The organism is Geodermatophilus sp. SYSU D00766, from assembly GCF_054049915.1.
In genome coordinates this window covers 220,968-242,325 of the sequence record NZ_JBJGYI010000002.1, presented here as the reverse complement: position 1 = coordinate 242,325, position 21,358 = coordinate 220,968, and the positions used below count along the sequence as shown (strand labels likewise).

Here is a 21,358-nt window from a genome sequence, read left to right as displayed (position 1 = left end):
GGGCGCCCCGGCTCACCAGGAGGTGGCGTGCCGCCAGAAGAGGCTGTACTCGGGCCGGCCCCAGTGCCGGGTGCAGTCGCGCACCGCGAGGGCCAGCAGCAGCAGCTCGACGCCGGCCAGGGCCAGGTAGACCGTCGTGCCGGACGGCAGCAGCGAGAACGCCGCGACGACGGCGGTCAGGTGCGCGGCGCCGATGACCTGGGCGACCCGCTGCTGGCCGACGTAGTCGAGCTTGTAGGAGACGACCGTCGTCATCATGAAGGCCCAGGAGGCCACGGCGACCGCGGCCGCGAGCGGGGCCGACCCGCGGTCCCACAGCACGACGCCGCCGGTGACCACCAGGGCGAGCGCGGCGCCGACGACGCCGGTCTTCACCACCCCGGACAGGATCGTGAGGGTCAGCCGGGACGAGTGGCGGTGCAGCCGCTCCAGCGGCTCGTCCTCCATCGCCGACCGCATGGTGGCGACCTCCCGGTCGAAGCGCGGCGCGAAGAGGACGAAGTAGGCGTTGTAGGCCAGGATCGCCGGCAGCAGGGCGAGGAAGACGACGTCGACGGCGAAGTCGCGGCCCGCGGCGAGCAGGAAGACGAACTTGTCCGCCCACAGGACCGCACCCAGCAGCAGGCCGCGCACCAGGTCGGCGGCGACGTCGCGGCGGTCGAGGACCAGCGGGTCGGCCAGCTGCCGCACGTGGCGGCGCAGCGGGACGAGCAGCACGAGGATGCCGGCCAGGGGCGGCAGTGCCCAGACCGTGGGCGCGAGGAACAGGGCGACGGCGTAGGCGGCCCAGGCCGCGGCCCACAGCCCCCGGTGGTCGGGCCGGTTGGTGATCACCAGCAGCTGCACGAACAGCAGGTGCAGGACGGTGAGCACGAGGTAGGCGCCGAGGACCTGCAGCGGCCAGTCCAGCACCAGCTGCACGGGGACGGCGAACAGCGCGACCACCGACAGCGAGCGCAGCGCGATCAGCGGCCACGCCCGGCAGAAGCTGGCCAGCAGGGCGTCGCTGTCCTCGCGGTGCAGCGTGTCGCCGATGCCCCGGTAGAGCGGCATGCACACCGACTGGCTCAGCCACGGCACGGTCATCGACGACGCCAGCACCACGCTGGTCAGGCCGACGCCGCCGATGCGGGCGCTGCTGATCTCGGTGTCGACCAGCGGGAAGACCGTGGTCAGCAGGAGCACCGGCGTCAGGTGGAGGACCAGCTGGCCGGCCGTGTACAGCGGTCCCCGGCGGCTGGTGCTCGGCCAGACGAGCGCCACGGCTCCCAGCAGCAGGACGGCGACGACGGTGGAGATGCCCGCGACGGCACCGCGGTCGGACAGGGAGGGCAGCAGCAGGGTGGTGCCCAGCAGCGCCGCGACGACGAGGACCCCGCCGGCCGGGGTCATCCACCGGCGCTCGGGGAGTCGGTCGTGCCGGGTGTGCGGGCGCGCGGGTGTGGTGTCGAGCACGGTGGTTCCCCCATGGGTGTAGCTGTCGCCGGTCCTCGCCTCTCGGCGCTGAGGGGCGGCGGAGGGGAGTCTGCCAAGGCGGTCGGTGCCGGAGAGTGACCGCGACACGACCTGTAGACGCTCCGCCACCGCCTCCCTGCGGAGGGTGTCCGGCGCGCTCACCCATGACGGACCTGGTGGTCAAGCTCACACGGCGCGACGGGACGGACGGCCCTGGGCCGTCCGCGAGCGCGGGCGACGCACGTCACGTCTGGTGACGGTGAGTGACCGGCTGCTGACGGGGCCCGCCGTCGGGCCGGCGTCCGATACCAGCCGGCACAGCCGTCCCACCTGACCCGGTGGTGTGACCGGACGGTCACGTCCGGGCCGCTCCGTGCCGATGATGCCCGCGTGTGGACGTGGATCGTCGGCGGGTTCGCCGCGTGGGTGGTCGTCGCCGTCGTCTTCGGCGTCGTCCTGGGACGGGGGATCCGGCTGGCCGACGAGCGGTCGCCGGGCACCGGGGTCGAGCGGCCGCTGACCGCGGGGGCCGCCCGAGCGGGGCGCCGCCGGGTGCCGCTGCCCCCGGTCGGGATCGCGCTCGCCTTCCTCGCCGTCGCCCTCGAGGCGGTCGGCTACGTGCTGCGCCTGCGCCGCACCGGCGGCGAGCTCGCGAACGCGCTGTCCATGGACGCCCCGTGGTCGCTGCCGCGCGTCTACGTCGCCGCGCTGTTCGCCGCCGCGGCGCTGGCCGCCGTCGCGGGTGCGGCGCGCAACCCCGGTCGGCGCACCTGGTGGCTGGCCGTCGGGGTGGTGACCGCAGGCATCGCGGCGGTCAAGGCCGGCAGCACCGTGCACGTGACCGTCATGGCGGAGCTGACCGCGCGCACGTCGACCGCGGGGGCGGTCGCCCTCAGCGCGCTCCTCGCCGTCGCCGTGCTGGCCGTGCTGGCCGTGCTCAGCCGCGCCGACCGTCGTGACCGGCGCCGGGTGCTGACCGGCCTCGGCGTCTACGCGGTCGCCGCGGTCGGGCTGTCGGCGGTGTCGGGGCTGGTCGGCCAGCAGTGGGCGGCGATGGCCACGTTCGTGGAGGAGAGCGGTGAGGCGCTGGCCGGCGTCGCCGTGCTCGTCGCGGTCCTCGTCGGTGTCGCCCCGCGCCTGGTGCTGCCCGCCGCGTGGCTGCGCCGCCGGGACGACGAGCTGTCGCTCGAGGCGCCGGTCGTGCGGCTGCCGGCCCCGCAGGACCGGGGCCGGCCCTAGGCTCGCCCGGTGCTCGCGCTGCTCGCCGACCTCCGGGAGCGGGCGCGCACCGCACTGCGGCCCGACGCCTGGGAGTACTACGAGGCCGGCGCCGGCGACGAGGTCACCGTCGGGGAGGCCGAGGCCGCCTGGCGCGACTTCCGGCTGCGCCCCCGCGTGCTGCGCGACGTCTCCTGCGTCGACCTCCGGACCCGCGTCCTCGGCGCCGACCTGGCCTCGCCGTTCGCCGTCGCGCCGATGGCGTTCCACGCCCTCGCCGACCCCGACGGCGAGTGCGCCACCGTCCGGGGCGCCGGCGACGCCGGCTGCCTGACCGTCGTCTCCACCCGCGCCTCCCGCCCGCTGGAGGACGTCGCCGCGGCGGCACCCGGCCCCTGGTGGTTCCAGGCCTACGTCATGCGCGACCGCGGCCTCACCGAGGCGCTGGTCCAGCGGGCCGCGGCGGCCGGCGCCGGCGCCGTGGTGCTCACCGTCGACACCCCGCACGTCGGCCGCAAGCAGCGCGTCGGCGGCGTGCGGATCGGCATCCCCGACGACGAGTACCTGGTCAACCTGGCCCGCCACCTGGTCCCCGGCACGGTCGGGCGCGAGGCGGCCGAGCAGGACCCCTCCCTGACGCCGGACGTCGTCGGCCGGCTGGCCGAGGTCGGCGGCCTGCCGGTCGTGGTCAAGGGCGTGCTCCGCGGTGACGAGGCGCTGCGCTGCGTGGAGGCCGGCGCCGCGGGGGTCGTGGTCTCCACCCACGGCGGGCGCCAGCTCGACCGGGCGCTGCCCAGCGCGCACGCCCTGGCCGACGTCGTCGCCGCGGTCGGGGGCCGGGTGCCGGTGCTGGTCGACGGCGGTGTCCGCAGCGGCACCGACGCGCTGGTCGCCCTCGCGTTGGGCGCGACCGCGGTGCTGGTCGGCCGGCCGGTGCTGTGGGCGCTGGCCGCCGGGGGAGCCGCCGCCGTCACCGCGGTGCTCGAGGAGCTGGCCGCCGACCTGCGGCACGTGCTGGCGCTGGCCGGGGCGACGTCACCGGCCGACCTCGACCCCGCCGTGGTGGTCCCGCGCTAGCCCGTCCACTCGAGCAGCTCGTCGGCGGTCCAGGTGTTGACCACCCGGTCGACGTCGACGCCGGTCTCGACGGCGCGCTCGCAGCCGTTGCCCTGCCAGTCGAGCTGGCCGGGGGCGTGCGCGTCGGTGTCGATGGCGAACTCACACCCCAGCTCGACGGCGAGCGCGAGCAGCCGCAGCGGCGGGTCCAGGCGCTCGGGCCGGGAGTTGATCTCGACGGCGGTGCCGTGCTCGACGCAGGCGGTGAACACGGCCTCGGCGTCGAAGGCGCTCTCCGGCCGCGGCCGCTGCCGCCGTCCCTCGCGCTGCTCGCGCGGGATGAGCAGCCGCCCGGTGCAGTGGCCGAGCACGTCGGTGTGCGGGTTGGCGACGGCGGCGAGCATCCGCTCGGTCATCGCGGCGGAGTCCGCGCGCAGGTCGGAGTGCACGCTCGCGACCACGACGTCGAGGCGGCCGAGCAGCTCGTCGGTCTGGTCGAGGCTGCCGTCGAGGTGGATGTCGCACTCGATGCCGGTGAGGATCCGGAACGGGGCGAGCTCCTCGTTGAGCGCGGCGACGACGTCGAGCTGGCGCTCGAGCCGCTCGGCGGTCAGCCCGTTGGCCACGGTCAGCCGGGGCGAGTGGTCGGTCAGCGCCACGTACTCGTGGCCGAGCGCGATCGCGGCCTCGGCCATCTCGCGGATCGGGCTGCCGCCGTCGGACCAGTCCGAGTGGGTGTGCAGGTCCCCGCGCAGCGCCCGGCAGAACTCGGCGACGTCGTCGGCCAGGGGTACCAGCTCGGCGGAGGCCTCCTCGAGCCGGGCCAGGTACTCGGGGACCTCACCGGCGTGCGCCTGCACGATCGCGGCGCCGGTCTTCGGGCCGATGCCCCGCAGGTCGGTCAGCGTCCGCGTGCGGATCCGCCGGTCGAGCTCGCCCTCGGGCAGCGCGTCGACGACGGCGGCCGCGGTGCGGAACGCCGCGACCCGGTGCGTGGGCTCGCGGGCGCGCTCCAGGAGGAAGGCGATCCTCCGGAGCGCGGCCGCGGGCGGGAGGGGAGTGCTCAGCTGGTCGCCTTCCTCGCCTTCTTCTCGGCCTTCCGCTGCGCCTTGGCGGCGCGCCGGGCGGCCTTCTCGTACCCGCGCTCGGTGCTGTCGGCGGCCCGCTTGGCCGCGCGGCGGGCGCGGTAGCCCACCGACGGGCGGCCCTCGGTGTCGACGGCGGCGATCAGCAGCCCGCCGAGCAGCCCGAGGTTCTTGAGGAAGTTGGAGATCTGGCCGAAGCGCTCCTCGGGGTCCTCGTGCTCCCAGAAGCGGTGCCCGGCCAGCGTCGTCGGCACGATGCTGCCGGCCAGTGCGAGGGCGCTCAGCCGGGGGAGCTTGCCGAGGGCCAGCAGCGAGCCGGCGCCCACCTTGACGCCGGCGTCGATCCGCACCCACTGCTCGACGTCGCGCGGCACCTGCACCGGCAGCTGCTCGTCGGCGGTCCTGGTGATCGTCTCGACCACCGGCGCCGCACCCGGGACGCGGGTCTGCGGGTTGCGCAGCGTGTCGATACCGCCGTAGACGAACGACGCGGCGAGCAGGGGCCGGGCGATCCGGCGGACCAACATGGAGGACCTCTTCCGTCGACGGGACTGGCTGCGTGCCCCCCGCCCGCCAGCGAGCGAGGACACCCTGCTCCGGAACCTAGTGACCACGTCCACCGCGCGCTCGGTGGCCGCCCGCCGTCGGCGCCGGTCAGGACGTGCGGTGGCAGTACACCGTCAGCGGCGCCCGCTTGCGGAAGACGAACGTGGACGACGCCGCGCCGGTCTCCCCGTCGTAGGCCACCGGCTGCGCACCCGACCACAGGTGCACGGTGATCTCGCGGGTGGCGGAGGAGGCGTAGCCGGAGCTGTGGTCGCTGACGCCCAGCAGCGCGCCGAGCACCGCGCGGGTGCGGCTGAACGGGACGTCGGCGCGCAGGTACTGGACGTCGAGCACGCCGTCCTCCAGGCGCGGGCGCCACGCCGGCGCCAGTCCGCGCGGGGTGTACCGGCAGTTGCCGACGAAGAGGATCCAGACGTCGACCGGGCGGCCGGCGAGCACCATCGACACCGGCGTCCCGGCCCGCAGCACCTGCGCGGCCGCGACCGCCGTGGCCAGCCACCGGCCCAGCCGGCCGGACAGCGCGTCGCGCCGCCGCACCACGTCGGGGTAGAGGCCGATGCTCGCGGTGTTGAGGAACGGGGTGCCGTTGACCTCGGCGACGTCGACGGACACCGCCCGCCCGTCCTCCACCGCCCGGGCCGCCTCGCGCGGCGTCTCGACGCCGAGGTCGCGGGCGAAGTGGTTGAGCGTCCCGGACGGGACGACGGCCAGCGGCAGGCCGTGCTCGAGCGCCACCGCCGCGGCGGCCGCCACGCTGCCGTCGCCGCCGGCCACGCCCAGGGCGCGCGCCCGCCCGGAGCGGGCCGCCTCCCGGAGCACCGCGGCGAGGTCGCCGCCCGGTGTCGCGCTGTGCACCTCGGCGGCCGGCAGCAGCCGGCGGACCTCCGCCACGGGGTCGTGGCCCTCGGGTCCCGACCGCGGGTTGACCACCACGACCAGCCCCTCGCCGCCCGGGAGCGCGGGGGCCGACCGCGCGGGCCGCACCCGCGCCGGCTCGGTCGGCCGCACCGGCCACCACCGGCGCCCGGCCAGCGCCACCCCGGCCCCGATGGCCAGCCCCGAGACGACGTCGCCGGGGTAGTGCACGCCCACGTGCACCCGCGAGTAGCCGACCGCCAGGGCCAGGGGCCCGAGGGCCGCCCCAGCCAGCGGGCTCTCCAGGGCCACGCCGGTGGCGAAGGCGCCCGCGGAGGCGGAGTGGCCGCTGGGGAAGGAGAAGGTGTGCGGCGCCCGCCGCAGCCGGCGGTGGCTGGCCATGTTGGCGAGATCGGGCCGCACCCGCCCGAACAGCCGCTTGAGGACGGCGTTGACCACGGTGCTGGCGATCGACAGCGAACCGACCCCGCGGACGGCGCCGCGCCGCAGCGGCCCGCGCCGCATGCCGAGCAGCAGCGCCAGGACGAACCACAGCCGCCCGTGGTCGGCGGCCGTGCTCAGCCGCCGCAGCCACCGGTCGGCCGGGGACTCCGGCAGCGCGCCGATCGCCGCGTGGAGCCGGGCGTCCCAGTACCGCAGCCGCAGCGGGGTCACCCGCCGGACGTTACGGTCCCGCCGCGGCGCGCGGGCCTAGGCCCTGCGGCGGGCCCGGTACGCCGCGACCGACGACCGGCTGGCGCAGGTGTTGGAGCAGTACCGCCGGCTGGCGTTGCGCGAGGTGTCGACGTAGACGTCGTCGCAGCCCTCGGCCGAGCACACGCCCAGCCGCTGCCAGCCGTGCTGCACCACGACCTGCGAGAGGCCCATCGCCACCGTCGTGGTCAGCTGCTCGAGCGCCGGGGCGTCGGGACGGGCGTAGTGCAGGTGCAGCTCGCCGTCGTGGTCGGTGGCGTAGGGACGCGGGCGGGCCAGCGCGAGGAGCTCGTTGAGCCCGGCGAGGACCGCCTCCTGCGACTCGGCGACGGCGACGGCGCGGACCAGGTCGGCCGTGGCCGCGGCCCGGCGGGACTCCGCGGGGGAGAGGTCCAGGCCGGTCTCGGGCGTGAACCACTCCCCGTGGGCGCGCAGGAAGGCGCCGGCCCAGTCCGGGTCGCCGTCGCGGTCGGTGTTGGCGAGGTCGATCGCCAGCTCCACCGCGTTCGACCCGTAGGTGTCGTAGTTCATATGACTCCCTACCGCCCGGTCGGTGACCGGTTGCTAACCTCGGGACTTCGTAGGGGGTCAACGGCGTTTGACTCCCTACTGTTCCGCTCTCAGCCTGCAAGTCGAAACGAGTTCTGTCGTGCGTGCGTACCTGTCCGTCTGGCGTCTGCCCTCCGCCCCCGTCCTGCTGCTCGCCGGCTTCGCCGGCCGGCTGCCGTCGGCGATGGTCCCGCTGGCGCTGCTGCTCATGGTGCAGCAGCAGACGGGTTCCTACGCCGTCGCCGGTCTCGCCTCGGCCACCTACGGCCTGGCGATGGCCGCCATGGCCCCCGTCCTCGGCCGGCTGGCCGACCGCCGCACCCCCCGTCCGGTCCTGCTGGCGCAGGCCGCGGCCTACCCGCTGCTGCTGGCGCTGCTGGTGCTCACCGTCCTCGGCGGCGCGTCCACGCCCGCCGTCCTCGCCGCGTCCGCGGCCGCCGGCGCGGGGACGCCGCTGGTCTCCGGCACCGTCCGCGCGCTGTGGTCGCGGGTCGACCCGCGGGTGCGCACCACCGCGTTCGCCCTCGACGCCACCGCCACCGAGCTGGTGTTCGTGGCCGGGCCGACCGTCGTCGCCACCCTGGCCGTGCTGGCCGCCCCCGCGTGGGCGCTGGCCGTCGCCGGGACGCTGGCGACCACCGGCGCGCTGGCCATCGCCACGTCGACGGCGATGCGCGGCTGGGTGCCGGTCCCGGCGGCGGAGCGCACCAGCGCATTCGCCACCGTGCTCACGCCCGGGATGCCGCGGGTCCTGGTGAGCGGCTCGGCCCTGATGCTCGGCTTCGGCGCCCTGGAGGTGGCCATCCCCGCCTTCGCCGACGAGGCCGGCTCCCCGGGCATGTCGGGCCTGCTGCTGGCGCTGTGGTCGCTCGGCTCGGTGGCCGGCGGCCTGTGGTTCGGCGCCCGCGTGGTCAGCGCCTCGCTGCCGCGCCAGTACCGGTGGCTGCTGCTCGGCGTCACCATCGGCCTGGCGCCGCTCGCCGCGGCGTCGAGCCCGTGGGTGCTCGGGGCGCTGCTGTTCCTCGGCGGGACGGCGATCGCCCCGACGCTGACGGTGCAGAGCTCGCTGGTCGGCGCGCTGGCGCCGGCCTCGGCCACCACCGAGGCGTTCACCTGGCTGTCGACCATGGCCACCGGCGCCTCGGCGCTGGGTGCGGCCCTCGGTGGCGCGCTCATCGACGGCCCTTCCGGCGTCACCGGCAGCCTCCTGCTCGCCGTGGCCGGCGCCGCCGCGGCCGTGCTGGTCACCCTGGTGCCCGGCCGTCCCGTGCCGGTACGCCTGGCCGGGCGGGTGGCGGTCTGACCTGCGCTCCCGGCCCGGGGGACCCCCCGGGCTGGGAGCCCCGCCGCGGCCGCTGGTAGTCTCTTCGTCGGTGGTACCGGGGGAACTCGGACCCCGGGAGGCTTCGCCTAGTCCGGTCTATGGCGCCGCACTGCTAATGCGGTTTGGGTTCACCCCCATCCCGGGTTCAAATCCCGGAGCCTCCGCGCACGACAACTGCACAGTCCGCACCCGTAGCTCAGCGGATAGAGCATCTGACTACGGATCACGTGCGTCGCAGCGCCCGGTCCCCGACCGGGCGTTTCTGCGTCCAAGTGGCGCCACGGCGGCGTTCCCGCAGCTCACTCGCGACGGTCGCTCTCATCCGCGGCCTGGTGACCTTCCGTGTCCGGGCCTGGTGACCTTCCCTGTCCGGTCTCGCCGCGGCCGTCGGTCTGTTCGGTGCCGCGGGACAATCCTGCTGAGGACGCACCGCCGCCCGCTCCGTTGGGGCCGTCCGTCCTCCACCTGTGGTTCAAGCGAGGGTGCCTGGACTGCTCCTGTCGAGGTGGTGTGCCTGTGGACTCGGCCGCGGCTCGGCAGACGGCAGCTTGGGTCGTCTGTGCAGTTCCGTGACAACCTGGCCGGTCTGAAAGGACAGTCGACCAACCGGAACAACCCATTCCGCCCATGCCTTCAGCGGTTCCGGAAGGTCTAGAGGGTCGGTCGTCTCGTCGGTGGCCGCGGCTCCAGCGGTCACGTGCTCCAGGGCATCAGCCAACGCCGCCCATCGGCGTGCCTGTGGTCCGGTCAGGCACCCCGCGCAGCCGTTCTGCCATCGCCCCGGCCGCGCACTGCGGTTCGGGCGCAGTGTCTGCACGAAGCTGTGCCAGGACATCTGGGGGCTGCTGGCGGCGGTGTGGTGTAGGTGCTCGAACAGGGCGGGGGACTCACCGGGGAAGCCGATCAGTGCGGCCAGCAACACCATCGCGGCGCGGTAGGGATGCCACTGCTCCCCGGAGTCCATGTCGGTGTACACGCCGAGGTCGCGCTCCCGTTGCTCACGCCGGATGGCGTTGAGCAAGCCGTAACTGTTGACCAGCCGCTTGACGCCTCGCGGCGTCGAGACCAGTCCCGGCCCGAGCAGCCCGAGGAGGCGGCGTTCGTCATCGGACAGTGCTAGCGGATCGGCCCGATCGACGATTCGCGGTGCCGGTAGCTCGGGCATGCTGAGGGATGGGTCGTCCTCGTCACCGGGAGTCACCGGTTGGATCAGCTGCCCGGTCCGCTGGCCGCGCTTGTCCTCGGGCGTCGGCGTCGAGGACTCGCCGCCGGGGGACCCCGAGCCCGACTGCTGGGAAGGTGCATCTGGGGTGACGGTCAGACTGGCGACCATCGCCCGGTACCCCTCGGCGGTGACTGGTGGCAAGGTCAGCGGTACCTGGAAGATCTTCTCCAGGTACTGCGTCGGGGTTGACTCCCAGATGTCGTCCTGGTCGTCGCCGAGGTGACCTGCACCGATTGCCTGTCCGGAGCTGATGCTCGGCGCTGCGTCCGGCGGAGCCTCGGGGGCTCCAGGCAGCGGGTCAAGCAGGTCCCGGTAGTGAACAGTCAACGACCGCAGCAACCAGCGCGGGTCGACTGCCACCACAACGGCGAACAGTTCCACGGCCAGCAGTAGCTGCACGGCCTCCAGGACGGCGACTACCCGCTCTGGGGGGCACCGATCCAAGTCGTCGATGTAGAGGATGATGCGGTCGATCTCCGGCAGCGGGTCCGGATCCGTGAAGCCGACGGTCTGCCGGACTAGATCGGTTTCCGCGGCCAGTAGCAGCCGGGCCATCTCCTCGAAGTCCTCCCGGATGCGCGTCATGAGCCCCAGCTGCGCCCGGTAGTCGGCATCGCCGGCGCGGCGGGCGGCGAGCCCGGCCAGTTGCCCGGCGGCGGTGAGATCACGCAACTCTGCCTCGAGGGTGGCAACTTCCGCGGCGGCGACATCACGAGCAGTCAGTAGTGGAGCGAGCCGCTGCTCGTCCCACTGCCGGAGCCGGGCCGCCGCCGTCATGACTCGTCTGCGGAAGAGCGCGGTGTTCGTCCAAGCCTCTCGAGCTGGGCCGATGAAAGCGGTCACAGCGCCGACGGCGGCGGCAAGCCAGCCGACGATGGTCGGCACCCAGCCATACACGGCCAGCGCGGCCATGCTGGCTACGATCACGGCCGCCAGCAACACCAGCTGCCACCTCTGACGCGCGGCCCTGCCGACGTCCCACACCGCGAACCAGGCGGTCCGCAGTGCGCGGCCGGCGGCGCCAGCGGTCGCTGTTGTCTCCTCGTACGCCTTCGCGGCCTCGGCGCCGAGCACCGCCACCTGCGGCGGTGTCGAACTGCCGCTCCTCGCCTGCTCGAGTTTCGCGTCCAACTCCTGTCGCCGCTGTCGAGCGGCGGCAAGCCGCTCACGGATCTGGCGGCGCGCCACGAGCTGACTGGCCAGTCGGGATTGGCGGCGCTGTGCATCACCCGGATCGGTGTCCTGGCGGTTGAGCTGCTCGAACAACTCGGTGACCAGGCTGGCCCACAGGTCAGTCTCGGCATAGTGCCAGGCGTTGAACAGCACCTGCCTAACGGCCCCGTGCAGCAGACCATCTCCGGTCTCGTCCCCGGTGGCGAGACCGCTGAGCCGGCGGACGTGGGCGTTGACGCGGTGCATGAAGAAGGACTTGCCCTCACCCCAGTCGCCGAACAGCCCGATGGCGAGCGGCGGCCGGGCCGAACGGGTGCAGAGCAGCTCCGCGAGCGCGGCCGCCTCCCGATCGCGGTCGAGAGGATCCGGTCCGGCGCCCTGCATCGCTCCGGCCTTGCCGCGGTCGCGGGCATCGTCGGAGCGATAAGTAGGAACGATGCCGGTATAGCGGTGGACGTCGATCTCCCACAGCCGGACGGTGGGGTCCTCGCCGGCAGAGGCGAGCACCGGCACGTCGCCGATCCGGCCCCAGGCCACGCACGCCACCGTGCCGCTGGACTCGGTCAAGGTGCCGAGTGGGCGCCCCCCGTCGGGATCCCACAGCCGCACAGTCCCGTCCATGCCGGCGGAGGCGATCATCGGCCGGTCGCCGACCCTGCCCCACGCCGCATCCCGCATGCCGACAGGGTCCGTGAGGGTGGTCAAGAGCCGGCCGCTGAACGGTGCCCACAGACGCACGGTCGAGTCGTCGCCGACGGAGGCCAGCACCGGTTGGCTGCCGACCGATCCCCAGGCGACCCGACGTACGGCGCCGGCGTGGCCAGTCAAGGTGGCCAGCGGGGCACCGCCGTCCTGATTCCACAGCCGCACAGTTCCGTCCGCACTGGCGGAGGCGAACACCAGGTCCTCCCCGTCCCAGCCCCAGGTCACGTGTCTCACATCGGCGGTGTGGCCAGACAGGGTCACCAGCAGGTCACCGGTCTCGGGATTCCACAGCCGCACGGTCCTGTCCGCGCCGGCGGAGGCGAGCACCGGAGGACTGCCCCGCCGACTCCATGCGAGGTGGACCACGGGTCCCTCGTGGCCGAGCAGGCTGGCCAGCAACTCGCCCGTCTCGGGATCCCACAGCCGCACGACCGCGTCGGCGCTGGCGGAGGCCAACACGGGGCGACTGTCGACTCGACCCCACACCACATGCCACACGTGACCGTCATGGTCGGCGAGGGCGGCCCGCAGGCGACCCGTCTCGGGATCCCACAGCCGCACGGTCGGGTCCCCGCCGCAGGAGGCGAGTAGCGGCCGATCGCCGACCCGGCCCCACGCCACGTGGCTCACGTAGCGCTCGTGACCGGCAAGGGTGGCCCGCAGGCGGCCGGTCTCCGGATCCCAGAGCCGGACCGTCGAGTCCGCGCTGGCGGAGGCCAGTACCGGCCGGCCCCTGACTCGACCCCAGGCGATCTGCCCGACGGGGGCGGTGTGGCCGGTCAGCGTGACCCGCGGGAAGCCGCGCCACACCTCCCGGACGAGTGCAGGGCTGGCGTGCGCAACCGGATCGGCTCGATCCGCCATCGGGACATGATGGCAGCGCGAGGCGGCGCTCCGTTGCCCTCCGGACGTGGCGCGGTCCAGTCCATCCGCAGCAGCGGAGGACCGGGTTGCCTGAGGCGCATCCTGCAAGACACCGGCTCACTCTGCTGGCCGCTCCCACCGAGGTGGAGCGCCTACTGGCACGTGCGGAGATCCCGTGCTGCCCGACGGCGCGGCGAACCTGGCGTCGACTGCGACGAACACGGGATGGCCGAGGGGTCGTGTCGGAGCAGGATCTCCCCTGGGATCGGCGTGCTGGCCACAGGCCGGCGCCTGGTCATGATCGTGCGGGGACGTCAGCCACATGTCGCCCCTGAGACGCGTGGAGCGGTGGTGCTCACCGGCGGCCGAGGACCTTCCCGGCGGAGCCGCGGGGACGCTGCAGCCGGCAGTCCAGGTTGCGTCCGTGCAGCTTCGTACGGCACGACCGCTAGGGAGAGGCCGCCGACGGCGGCCCCAGGTCACCGGCTACACTGGTGGGGCGCCGGTCGCCCGGCGCGGAGCACCCGTAGCTCAACGGATAGAGCATCTGACTACGGATCAGAAGGTTAGGGGTTCGAATCCCTTCGGGTGCACGTCTGGTTGAGACAGCACCGCGGCCCCGCTCTCCCCGTGAGAGCGGGGCCGCGGTGTGTCCGGACCCGGGTGCGCCGCAGGCCCCGGGGCGAGCAGCGCCCCGCCACACCCGCCCCCGGGGGCGGAGGGGTGCGTGTGGCCACGTGTGACCGGTGGGGACCGCGGCCCGGCGTGCCGACGCGGGGGTCCGGACCCGTCCGTCCCACCTGCCTATCGTGGGCGCGTTCAACGGAAGGTGTGACATGACTCCAGCGAGCTTCGGTCTCGTGCTGATCGGCGTCCTGCTCAACGCGGGAGCGCAACTCCTCATCAAGGCCGGCACCAACGCCCTGGGGACCCTGGTGTCCCCCGACGGTCCGGTGCAGACGGTCTTCCGGATCGTCTTCCAGCCCTACATCCTCGGCGGGCTGCTCTCCTACGTGGTCAGCGTCGCGGTGTGGATCGTGGTCCTCTCCCGCGTGCCGGTCAGCGTCGCCTACCCGATGCTCTCCATCGGCTACGTCGTCAACGCCGTCCTCGGCTACCTGCTCTTCCGGGAGGAACTGGGCGTGCTCAAGATCGTGGGGATCCTCGTCATCATCCTCGGCGTCATCCTCGTCGCCCGTCCCACCAGCGCCGCGGTCGTGCAGTGAGGGTCCTGGTCACCGGCGCCGCCGGCTTCCTCGCCCGTCCGCTGCTCGGCCGGCTGCGCGACGACGGCCACACCGTGGTCACCACCGACCGGGTCGGCGCCGTCGACCACGTCGGTGACCTGGCCGACCCCGCGTTCACCGCCGGGCTGCCCGACGTCGACGCCGTCGTGCACGCCGCCGCCGTGCAGTACGTGTCGGCCGACCTCCCCCGCTTCGCGCAGCGGGAGTACTTCCGCCGCAACAACGTCGTCGCCACCGAGAACCTCGTCGGCCGCTACTCCGGCCGGGTCGGGCACTTCCTCAACGTCGGCACCAGCATGATGTACGACCAGACCGGGCTGCCCGTGTACGAGACCACCTCGCCGATGCGGGGCACGGGCGTCTACAGCCGGTCCAAGCTGGAGGCGTACCGCCTGGTCGAGGCCATGGACAACCCGACCGCGACGATGGTGCCGTGCATCATCGGCGGCGTCGGCCGCGAGGGCCTGTTCCGCGGCTTCGTCCAGTCGATGACCCAGCGGCGCCTGGCGATCGTCCCCGGCACCGGCGGCCACGCGACCAACATGGTCCACGTCGAGGACGCCGCCGGCCTGCTCGCGCTCATCGTGAAGGAGCAGGCGACCGGGCTGTACAACGCCGCGAGCCCCGGCCCGCTGACCATCGACCAGTGGGTCGACGTCATCGAGGAGACCCTCGAGCTGCCGCGGGTGCGCCGGGTGCACGTCCCCTACCCGCTGATCAAGGCCGGCGCGGTGGCCACCCGGTACCGGGTCATCGCGGCCGAGCAGCTGCTCATGCTGGGGCAGGCCCACGTGCTGTCGATCGACACCTCGCTGGCGCTGGGCTGGAAGCCCGAGTACGACAACCGGCGCGCCGTGGCGGCGATCGCCCGCTACATCGCCGGCCGCCCGGAGGCCCCCGCCGCCGGCTGAGCCCGCTCCACCGCACACCGGGTCCGCCCTCTCCCGCGAGAGGGCGGACCCGGTGTGCGTCTGCCCGCCCGCCGCCGTCCGGTGTCGGGCCAGCCCGACACCGGACCGACCGGCTGGCGGGATCGGCCGGCCGGTCCCGGGCCAGCAGAGTCGGCCCCGTCCGAGCGAGCAGACGGGAGACCGACGTGGACGTGTCCGGCAACCTGGCGGGCAGGGTGGGGCGGTGGAGCGCCCGGCACCGCAGGACGGCGGTGCTCGGCTGGCTGGCCTTCGTGGCCCTGGCCCTGCTGGTCGGCCAGCTGGTGCCGCAGGGGGAGCTGACCCCGGCCGAGCAGAGCGTCGGGGCGCCCGCCGAGGCCCGGCAGATCCTCGACGCCTCCGGCTGGGAGGAGCCGGCCGCGGAGATGGTCCTCGTGCAGCGGGAGCCCGGCGTCGACGAGGCCGCCGCCACCGCCGCGCTCACCGACGTCGTCGAGACGCTGCGGCGCACCCCGGAGGCCACCGACGTCCTCAGCCCGCTCGACGGCGCGCCGCTGCGGTCGGCCGACGGGCGCTCGGCGCTGGTCACCTTCGACGTCACCGGGGACCGCGAGGACGCCGGCGAGCGGATCCCGGCGATCGCCGCGGCCCTCGCCGCCGTCGCCGACCGGCACGACGGCGTCCGCGTCGAGCAGTTCGGCGACACCAGCGCCGACCTCGCGCTCGACGAGACCCTCGACGCCGACTTCCGGCGGGCCGAGCTGCTGTCGATCCCGATCACCCTCGTGGTGCTGCTGGTGACCTTCGGCGCCGTGGTCGCCGCGCTCGTGCCGCTCGTGTTCGCGCTCACCGCGTTCCTGGCGGCGCTGGGCCTGCTGAGCCTGACCAGCCAGGTGTGGCACGTCGACCAGACCGCGCAGATCGTCATGCTGCTCATCGGGCTGGCCGTCGGCGTGGACTACTCGCTCTTCTACCTCAAACGCGAGCGCGAGGAGCGGGCGCGGGGCGCCGGCCCGGTCGACGCCCTCGACGTCGCCGCCGCCACCTCGGGCCGCTCGGTGCTGATCTCGGGCATCACCGTGGTGGTCGCGATGGCAGGCATGTTCCTGACCGGGTTCTCCGTCTTCACCGGCGTCGCCTCGGCCACCATCCTCGTCGTCGCCGTCTCGGTGCTCGGCTCGCTGACCGTGCTGCCGGCGACGATGGCCTGGCTCGGCGACCGGGTGGAGCGGGGGCGGATCCCGTTCCTGCGCCGCCGTGACGCCGGCCCGGGCCGGTTCTGGCCGGCCGTCCTCGGCGCCGTGCTGCGCCGCCCGCTGGTCGCCGCGCTCACCGCCGGCGCCGCGCTGGTCGCCCTCGCCGTCCCGGCGCTGGCGATGGACCTGCGCAGCGAGGGCGTCGAGGACCTGCCCCAGGACCTCGCCGTCATCGCGACGTACGACCGCATCACCGAGGCCTTCCCCGGCGGCCCGGCGCCCGCGCAGGTGGTGGTCGAGGCGCCCGACGTCACCGCCCCCGAGGTGCAGGCCGCGATCGCCGAGCTGCGCGAGCGGGCACTGGCCACCGGGCAGGCCAACGAGCCGATCGGGGTGGAGACCGACGAGGCCGGCACGGTCGCCGTCATCTCCGTGCCGCTGGTGGGCGACGGCGAGGAGCAGGCCTCACGCGACGCGCTGGCGACCCTCGCCGACGACGTCGTCCCCGCGACGGTGGGCGGGCTCGACGGCGTGCGCGCCGTCGTCTCGGGCAGCACCGCCTCCTCGGTGGCCTTCGACGAACTCGTGGCCGAGCGCACGCCGTGGGTGTTCGGCTTCGTGCTGGTGCTCGCCTTCGGACTGCTGCTGGTCTCGTTCCGCTCGGTCACCGTGGCGGTGACCGCGATCGTGCTCAACCTGCTCAGCGTCGCCGCCGCCTACGGCGCGATGGTGCTGGTCTTCCAGGAGGGCGTCGGCGGCAGGCTCATCGGCCTGGACTCCACCGGGGCGATCGTGAACTGGATCCCGCTGTTCCTGTTCGTGGTCCTGTTCGGCCTGTCGATGGACTACCACGTGTTCATCCTCAGCCGGATCCGCGAGGGCCACGACCGTGGCCTGCCCACCCGGACGGCGGTCGCGCGGGGCATCACCTCGTCGGCCGGCGTGGTCACCAGCGCCGCGGTGATCATGGTCTTCGTCTTCCTGACCTTCGTCACCCTGTCGATGACGAGCATGAAGCAGATCGGGCTGGGCCTGGCCGTCGCCGTGCTGCTCGACGCGACGGTGGTCCGGGCGGTGCTGCTGCCGGCGGTGATGCGGCTGCTGGGCGACGCCAACTGGTACCTGCCCCGGTGGCTGCGCCGGCTGCCGCAGCTGCAGCACGAACCGGTGCCCGGCGCCGTGCCGGCCGTGCCGCGCGCGACCGGGGAGGAGTCGCCGGCCCTGGCGGGCACCCGCGACTGAACGACGACGACGCCGGCTCCCGGGGGTTCCGGGGCCGGCGTCGAGTCGTGGGGCGGGGGGCCGGTGCTGGCGGTCTGGCCGCGTGGGTCGATCCCCCCAGCAGTGGGGGGCCAATCGTCTACCGGTTGCCCCCGCCCGACCTCCACTGTGAGCGCCGTCACAGGCGTCGTCAACCCCGGTCCGGCGTGTCGGGCGTGTCCTCCGTCCCCCTCGGGACGACGACCACCGGCACCGGCGCGGCCCGCAGGATGCGCGTCGCCGTCGACCCCAGGAACACCCGGGCGAGCGGGCCCAGCCGTGACGAGCCCACCACCAGCAGGTCGCCGTCGGACCACCCCGCCGCCGGCACCGCACCCGGCCACCCCCGACCCCGCGCCACCGTCGCCTCCGGCCGTTCCGGCAGGCCCGCGGCGACCGCGTCGAGCTCGCGCTGCGCCTGCCGGGCCCAGGCGACGGCGACCTCCCGCTCGGCGTACAGGCCCGTCTCCGACGGCAGCAGCGGGTCCCGCTCGGGCGCGAAGGTCACCAGCCGCAGGGGCACCCGCCAGGCCGCCGCCGTGCGCCGGGCCCAGGCCAGCGCGGCGCGGGACCGGTCGGTGCCGGCCCACGCGCAGGTCACCCGTGTGACCCGCTCCCCCGGGGAGCCCGCGCGGGCCGACAGCGCCACCGGCACCGGGGAGGAGCGGAGCAGGTGCTCGGGCACCGGCCCCTCCCGCCCGAGCACCAGCAGCGACCCGCCGACCTGGCCGGTCACGGTGACCAGCCCGGCCGGCACCGACGGCGCCTCGACGGCGACCGGGCGCACCTCGCCGACCCCCGCCGCGTGCAGCGCGTGCACCGCCCGGGCCAGCCGCGCGCGCACCTGGTCGGCCACCCAGCCCCGGTACTCCCGGTCGGCGCGGGGGTCGGGGAAGCCGCGCGGGGTCACGGTGGTGACGACGACGTCCTCGCCGGTCGTGCGCGCGAGCGTCGCGGTGAGGCGCAGGTGCCCGTCGGCGCCGCGCTCCTCGGCGTCGGCGGGGTGGCCGACGACGACGGTCACCGCGGGTCCCGCAGCCGGGAGTGGGTGCGGGCGTAGGTCACGTAGAGGACGGCCGCCAGCGTCAACCAGAGGGCGAACAGCCCCCAGGTGACCGGCGGCAGCCCGTACAGCAGGTAGAGGCAGAACAGCACCGACAGCACCGGCACCACGGGGTAGCCGGGCACCCGGAAGCCACGGGGCAGGTCCGGTCGGGTGGACCGCAGCACCATCACCCCCACCGACACGACGAGGAACGCCACGAGCGTGCCCATGCTGGTCAGGTCGACGAGGAAGTCCAGCGGCACGAACCCGGCCAGCGCCCCCACGAACAGCGCGACGGCGACCGTGCCGCGCACCGGGGTCAGCGTGCGCGGGTCGACCCGGCTGAACAGCGACGGCACCATGCCGTCCCGGCTCATCGCGAACAGGATCCGGGTCTGGCCGTACATCGTCACCAGCGTCACGGAGAAGATGGAGATGACGGCGCCGGCGGCGAGCACGATGGCCGGCCAGCGCGACCCGGTGACGTCCTCGAGGATCACCGCGAGGCCGGCCTCCTGGCCCTCGAACAGGCCGGCCGCCTGGGCGCCCACCGCGGCCACGGCCACCAGCAGGTACACCGTCGTCACCACGACCAGCGAGCCGATGATGGCGCGGGGCAGCGTGCGACGCGGGTCACGCACCTCCTCGCCGGCGGTGGAGACGGCGTCGAGGCCGATGAAGCTGAAGAAGATCGACGACGCCGCGGCGCCGATGCCCGCGGCGCCCAGCGGCGCGAACGGTGTCAGGTTGCCCGCGTCGAAGGCGGTGAACGCGACGGCGGCGAAGAAGAGCAGCACGAGGATCTTGAGGACCACCATCACCGCGTTCGCCCGGGCCGACTCGCTGGCCCCGCGCACCAGCAGCAGGGCGCACAGCGTCACCAGGACGATCGCCGGGAGGTTGACCGCCCCGCCGGCGCCGGGGGCGAACGACAGGGCGTCGGGGATGCGCAGGCCGATGGTGTCGTCGAGCAGCTCGTTGAGGTACTCGCTCCAGCCCACCGACACCGCCGCGGAGCTGACCGCGTACTCCAGCACCAGGCACCAGCCGACGACGTAGGCGACGACCTCGCCCAGCGTGGCGTAGGCGTAGGAGTAGGAGGACCCGGCCACCGGGATCGTCGAGGCCAGCTCGGCGTAGCAGAGCGCGGTGAACCCGGCGGTGATCGCGGCGAGGACGAAGGAGACGATCACGGCCGGGCCGGCCTCGGGCACCGCCGAGGTGAGCACGAAGAAGATCCCGGTGCCGATCGTCGCGCCGATGCCCAGGCCCATGAGCTGGCCGACGCCCATGCGGCGGGCCAGCGTCCCGCCCTCGGGCCGGCCGGCGCCGGTCTCCTCGACCATCTCGGTGACCGGCTTGCGCCGGAACAGCTGGCTGCGCACGGACGGGGCGCTCACCCGGGCCTCCTCGGCGTCGTCGTGCTCGGCGTGGGTCGCGCCCACCGTGCCCGCTGACGGCCGGATCGGCCATTCCGGGGCCGGCTCAGCCGACCCGGCGGAGGACCTCCGGGGAGAGCTCGGCGACCGAGGTGTGCCCGGTCAGCCCGAGGGTGAGGTCGAACTCGCCGAGGACGTCGGAGACCACCTGCCGCACCCCGGCCTCGCCGGCCAGGCCCAGACCCCACGCGTAGGGGCGGCCCAGCAGCACCGCCCGCGCGCCCAGGGCGACCGCGACCAGCACGTCGGCGCCGCTGCGGACGCCGCTGTCGAGCAGCACCGGCACCCGGTCCCCGACCGCGGCGACGACGTCGGGCAGCGCGTGGAGGGCGGAGATCGAGCGGTCCACCTGCCGTCCCCCGTGGGTGCTCACCACGATGCCGTCGACGCCCTCGTCCAGCGCCCGCCGGGCGTCGTCGGGGTGCAGGACGCCCTTGAGCAGGACCGGCAGCCGGGTGCGGGAGCGCAGCCAGGCCAGGTCGGCCCAGGTGATCGAGGGCCGCGAGTAGATGGCCTGGAAGGTCTCGACGGCGGCGCGCGGCAGCGGTGAGCGCAGGTTCTCCCGCAGCGGCCCGGGCCAGGCGCGGGCCATGCCGACCATGGCGAGCACCGCCGCGAGGGTGGGCCGCGGCTGGCGGTCGCGCCCGGCGGCGTCGGCGGGCTGCGCGGGCGCGGCGTCCCCGACCTCGGTGACGCGGGCCTGCACCAGCCGCCGGAACACCGGGTCGGAGGTGTACTGCGCGATCCCCTTCCCGAGGGCGAAGGGCAGGTGGCCGAGGTCGAGGTCGCGCGGGCGCCAGCCGAGCATCGTGGTGTCGAGGGTGACCACCAGGGCCTCGCAGCCGGCCGCCTCGGCGCGGCCGACGAGGCTCTCCACCAGCTCGTCGGAGGTGGACCAGTACAGCTGGGACCAGCGCGGCGCGTCCCCCATCGCCGCGGCGCACTCCTCCATCGGCACCGACGCCTGGTTGGAGAAGACGAACGGCACGCCCAGCGACGCCGCGGCGCGGGCCACGGCGAGGTCGGCCTCCCGGTGCACCAGCTCGAGCGCACCGACCGGGCCGAGCAGCAGCGGCGCCGGGATGCGCCGGCCGAACAGCTCCACGGAGGTGTCCCGGGCGCTCACGTCGCGCAGCACCCGCGGGACGACGGCCCAGCGGTCGAAGGCGGCGCGGTTGGCCCGCTGGGTGTGCTCCTCGCCCGCGCCCCCCGCGACGTAGGCGTAGGCGCGCGCGGTCAGCCGCCGGCGGGCGCGGCGCTGCAGCGGCCGGGCCGTCGTCGGCACCAGCGGCGTCCGCCCGTACACCCCGGCGCGGTAGACCTCGTTCTGTCGGCGGCGGCCGGTCCCGGCGGCGGAGTCCACCCGGCCACCGTAGTGACCCGGGCCACTCCACCGGCCGCGGCCTCCCGACACGCCCGGGCGACGACACGCCGCGCGAACCCGACGACGCGCAGTCCGCGCGTCGTCGACACGGGGTCACCGGCGGCACA

The 21,358-nt window shown here is 74.7% G+C and carries 15 protein-coding genes and 2 tRNA genes; 8 read left to right on the top strand and 9 right to left on the bottom strand.

All coding sequences use genetic code 11. The annotated features are described in order from the left end of the window. Positions 1-12: 12 nt before the first annotated feature. Positions 13-1,455: a hypothetical protein gene (locus tag ACI8AD_RS03105; protein ID WP_456869086.1), complete on the bottom strand. Its 1,443-nt coding sequence runs from the start codon at positions 1,453-1,455 to the stop codon at positions 13-15. Positions 1,456-1,845: 390 nt separating this feature from the next. Between ACI8AD_RS03105 and ACI8AD_RS03100 the strand changes: the two genes are divergently transcribed. Beyond that, positions 1,846-2,694, top strand: coding sequence for a hypothetical protein (locus ACI8AD_RS03100; RefSeq protein ID WP_456869085.1), 849 nt, complete (start codon positions 1,846-1,848; stop codon positions 2,692-2,694). A gap of 9 nt (positions 2,695-2,703) precedes the next feature. Next, on the top strand, positions 2,704-3,750 hold the full coding sequence (locus ACI8AD_RS03095) for an alpha-hydroxy acid oxidase (protein ID WP_456869084.1): 1,047 nt from the start codon (positions 2,704-2,706) through the stop codon (positions 3,748-3,750). Here the strand turns inward: ACI8AD_RS03095 and ACI8AD_RS03090 are convergent. The 4 genes from ACI8AD_RS03090 to ACI8AD_RS03075 all read right to left on the bottom strand — a co-directional run bounded on the left by ACI8AD_RS03090 (position 3,747) and on the right by ACI8AD_RS03075 (position 7,481). Continuing rightward, positions 3,747-4,796, bottom strand: coding sequence for a PHP domain-containing protein (locus ACI8AD_RS03090; protein ID WP_456869162.1), 1,050 nt, complete (start codon positions 4,794-4,796; stop codon positions 3,747-3,749). The genes ACI8AD_RS03095 and ACI8AD_RS03090 overlap by 4 nt on opposite strands. Beyond that, positions 4,793-5,341 (bottom strand): DoxX family protein, encoded by a 549-nt coding sequence (locus tag ACI8AD_RS03085; protein ID WP_089405904.1) that lies wholly within the window; start codon positions 5,339-5,341, stop codon positions 4,793-4,795. Before ACI8AD_RS03085 ends, ACI8AD_RS03090 begins: the two co-directional genes overlap by 4 nt. A 127-nt stretch (positions 5,342-5,468) precedes the next feature. Next, positions 5,469-6,911 carry a phosphatase PAP2 family protein gene (locus ACI8AD_RS03080; RefSeq protein ID WP_456869083.1) on the bottom strand — a complete coding sequence of 481 codons (1,443 nt, stop codon included), beginning with the start codon at positions 6,909-6,911 and terminating at the stop codon, positions 5,469-5,471. A 36-nt stretch (positions 6,912-6,947) separates the two neighbouring features. Next, a complete protein-coding gene (locus tag ACI8AD_RS03075) occupies positions 6,948-7,481 on the bottom strand; it encodes a CGNR zinc finger domain-containing protein (protein WP_089405906.1) in 534 nt (177 codons plus the stop codon). 118 nt (positions 7,482-7,599) lie between these two features. Between ACI8AD_RS03075 and ACI8AD_RS03070 the strand changes: the two genes are divergently transcribed. After that, positions 7,600-8,802, top strand: a complete 1,203-nt coding sequence (locus tag ACI8AD_RS03070; RefSeq protein WP_456869082.1) for an MFS transporter — start codon at positions 7,600-7,602, stop codon at positions 8,800-8,802. Positions 8,803-8,898: 96 nt separating this feature from the next. Beyond that, a tRNA-Ser gene (locus ACI8AD_RS03065) sits at positions 8,899-8,987 on the top strand. A 308-nt stretch (positions 8,988-9,295) separates the two neighbouring features. On the opposite strand, the gene ACI8AD_RS03060 is transcribed toward ACI8AD_RS03065, so the two are convergent. Next, positions 9,296-12,790 (bottom strand): P-loop NTPase fold protein, encoded by a 3,495-nt coding sequence (locus tag ACI8AD_RS03060; RefSeq protein WP_456869081.1) that lies wholly within the window; start codon positions 12,788-12,790, stop codon positions 9,296-9,298. Positions 12,791-13,310: 520 nt separating this feature from the next. Here ACI8AD_RS03060 and ACI8AD_RS03055 point away from each other — a divergent pair. From ACI8AD_RS03055 to ACI8AD_RS03040, 4 genes are all read left to right on the top strand, one after another. Further along, positions 13,311-13,383 (top strand) — tRNA-Arg (locus tag ACI8AD_RS03055). A gap of 243 nt (positions 13,384-13,626) precedes the next feature. Beyond that, positions 13,627-14,016 (top strand): SMR family transporter, encoded by a 390-nt coding sequence (locus tag ACI8AD_RS03050; protein WP_089405908.1) that lies wholly within the window; start codon positions 13,627-13,629, stop codon positions 14,014-14,016. Further along, complete coding sequence (locus ACI8AD_RS03045) at positions 14,013-14,948, top strand: NAD-dependent epimerase/dehydratase family protein (protein ID WP_456869080.1); 936 nt, start codon at positions 14,013-14,015, stop codon at positions 14,946-14,948. The genes ACI8AD_RS03050 and ACI8AD_RS03045 overlap by 4 nt, the downstream gene beginning before the upstream one ends. Positions 14,949-15,133: 185 nt before the next feature. After that, positions 15,134-17,365 carry an MMPL family transporter gene (locus ACI8AD_RS03040; protein WP_456869079.1) on the top strand — a complete coding sequence of 744 codons (2,232 nt, stop codon included), beginning with the start codon at positions 15,134-15,136 and terminating at the stop codon, positions 17,363-17,365. Between the two features lie 169 nt (positions 17,366-17,534). Here ACI8AD_RS03040 and ACI8AD_RS03035 read toward each other — a convergent pair whose 3' ends face one another. From ACI8AD_RS03035 to ACI8AD_RS03025, 3 genes are all read right to left on the bottom strand, one after another. Next, entirely contained in the window at positions 17,535-18,407 is an 873-nt protein-coding gene (locus tag ACI8AD_RS03035; protein WP_456869078.1) for a universal stress protein, read from the bottom strand. Further along, the gene (locus ACI8AD_RS03030) at positions 18,404-19,828 is read right to left on the bottom strand and encodes an amino acid permease (protein ID WP_456869077.1); all 1,425 of its coding nucleotides are present in this window, start codon (positions 19,826-19,828) and stop codon (positions 18,404-18,406) included. Before ACI8AD_RS03030 ends, ACI8AD_RS03035 begins: the two co-directional genes overlap by 4 nt. Positions 19,829-19,913: 85 nt before the next feature. Then, a complete protein-coding gene (locus ACI8AD_RS03025; RefSeq protein ID WP_456869076.1) occupies positions 19,914-21,230 on the bottom strand; it encodes an alpha-hydroxy-acid oxidizing protein in 1,317 nt (438 codons plus the stop codon). Positions 21,231-21,358: the final 128 nt, after the last annotated feature.